The following is a 2,500-nucleotide window of genomic DNA, read 5'->3' as shown; positions in this document are numbered from 1 at the left end:
CGTAGTTTATAGCGTGGTACTTGGGAGCTGCGGATTATATGAGGTCCATGTCGTATCCACGTTTTTCCTTGACAAGGACTAACTTGTCAGCTTATATGTGAATCCAAGTGATTAACAGATTCAGCCGATCTTTGTAGACACAAATCACAGAGACCGCTCATGGCTGCGTGAGAAGGTCCATAGACATACTAACTGTGATGTGTAAGCGAATCTACAAGTGTTTATAGCGACGATACTGAGCGACAAATGATGAGGAAACAACTTCTGCTGTCCATTCTATGCACTGTTTTGATTCAGAACAACGTATTCGCAACTGAGAGGGGGAATGCTTCAAGCATCGAAGAGCCTCGTCACTTTATGAATGATATATACTGGCGATGCTCCATCGACACATCCGCTTTGTCATTTCACGATCTATTCACTAACAGCGCAATTCGGATTTATCAGAAGTATGTCAGCCCGTACAAGGGAGGCTCGTGTTTAATGCACCCTCATTGTTCAGCGTACGGGCGTCTTGCCTTCAGGAATCATAATCCGATTAAGGCATTCATCATGACCTCAGACAGACTGCACCGTTGTGGGCACGATCTCGATAACTACGAAGTTGTTGAGGTCAATGATTTCTTGCGCTTCTATGATCCACTGAAATTTGACTTCAAGAATTGCTTCTCTGATTCCTTGGATCATCCCGAGACCCAAGATAATCAGGTCGCGACGTATGGGAAGGACGATCGCATTCAGACGGCACCAGTTGACAGTGCGTTGTACAATTTCGCGTTCTCCCTTCAATCTTACGGATACTTCGATGACGCGATCACAGAGTACCGACGTTTAATCTCGTACTATCCCAATAGCCCATTGAGTGAAGATGCTCATCTAAATGTGTTTGATTGTCACAATTTGCAGGGTGACTATGTCTGGGCGATTCAATGGGGACGATATACACTTGAAAACGAACTTTGCACATCTTACAAGAATCAGATTGAATTCAGCATGGGGCTTGGATATCTCAAGATGGGCAATAACAACATGGCCCGAAGGTCTTTCGGCAACATACTGTCAAAGGAGAGAGGTCTCAGTGACAAGGCTCAAATGCTGACCGGATTATCGTTTGCTTACCAGTTGGACTGGGACAATGCAATTGTGCAGTTTTCAGGAATCGATTCTCGTTCAATCTATTTCAAAAACGTGGAAGACTGTATCTTCCTGTGTCAGCAGGGCAAGAACCTGCCTTACAAGAGCCCCACGTTCGCTGGCATGCTTGCAGCAATACCTGGTCTCGGATACCTGTATGACGGTTATCCCAAGACTGCCCTCTCTTCATTCATTGTAAATGGTTTGTTCTTTTGGGGAACTTATCAAGCATTTGATAATAGAGATTATGGCCTGGGCGCATTGATGGGGATATTTTCATTCGGATGGTATTCAGGGAACATATACGGGTCTGTAATCTCGGCCAGCAGGCGAAATGTCAAATTAGAAAGGGACATACTGTCACGCTTTGCTATAGGCTTTGTGTTTTAGCCAGATCAGCACACTGTATGACTGAGTTCCGTTAACGTCGTTTCAGGGAGGTTTCATGTTTTCTGTCTGTCGAGCAAAACCCGGGGTATTTCGTGTGACCGCACTTGTTGTGGTGCTCTCATTTCTGTGGATCATAATTGGCGCAGATATGACATTAGCACAGCAAGAAGTTACTGTTCCTGCCGGTACAGTAGTTTCGTTCACGACATCACAGGCGATATCACCGAAAGTGCTACACGTTGGAGATCGTGTAAACTTGGCAGTAACATATGATGTTATTGTTGATGGTATTGTTGTTATCAAGGCTGGAACTATTGCTGCTGCGGAAGTTACGGAGTCCACAACCAGCGGCGCAGTCGGCAAACCAGCAAAGATAGGTATTTCCATCAAGAGGGTCGAGGCTATCGATGGTAGCACGGTACCGCTTTATGGTACGAAATTAGCCGAAGGCCAAAGCAAGGTAGGTACTGCAGTTATAGTCACAATACTTTGTTGTGTACTTGGCCTGCTAATCAAAGGTGGTACTGCTGAGCTGCCCGCCGGTACTGAAATTCAGACGGAAACAGCTGGAGCAGTAAAAGTCACTGCAGAATAGGCTAACACGAATATGTGATGGTTGTTCTCTTAATTTCACTCTCTTGACAAAGGCAAGTTTCAGAGACCAGCTTTCTGATAATCGTTCAGATTCTGCATCTGTAAGTTCCATCATAAGATATTGATGATGTAGCGTACTTGATATCTTACACGTTTTCTGGAGGACAGGAGCCTTGTGCTGAATGCCTCTGACCGTAGCGCAGCATGTGATCACCTTATGAATGAGCCTGAAATGGCAAATCATTGGAGCTTATAGAACACATTTTCAAAAGCGGAGGAGCTACAGATGAATCTAAAGGACATTGGTATCACCATTAATCAGATAATACGATACGGGTACGGCGGCTTTTTGTTCTTCCTCTTGTGCGCCATTGTTCATCCT

The 2,500-nt window shown here is 44.9% G+C and carries 2 protein-coding genes; both read left to right on the top strand.

Annotated features, from left to right (window positions below; translation table 11 throughout):
* The first annotated feature begins 357 nt into the window (after positions 1-357).
* Complete coding sequence (gene yidD, locus KKH67_03175; protein ID MBU1318178.1) at positions 358-1,524, top strand: membrane protein insertion efficiency factor YidD; 1,167 nt, start codon at positions 358-360, stop codon at positions 1,522-1,524.
* Positions 1,525-1,579: 55 nt separating this feature from the next.
* On the top strand, positions 1,580-2,119 hold the full coding sequence (locus KKH67_03170) for a hypothetical protein (protein ID MBU1318177.1): 540 nt from the start codon (positions 1,580-1,582) through the stop codon (positions 2,117-2,119).
* Positions 2,120-2,500 lie beyond the last annotated feature (381 nt).

Source organism: Candidatus Zixiibacteriota bacterium, assembly GCA_018820315.1.
In the GTDB taxonomy this organism is placed as follows: Bacteria; Zixibacteria; MSB-5A5; order JAABVY01; family JAHJOQ01; genus JAHJOQ01.
This window is presented reverse-complemented; position numbering and strand designations above follow the sequence as displayed.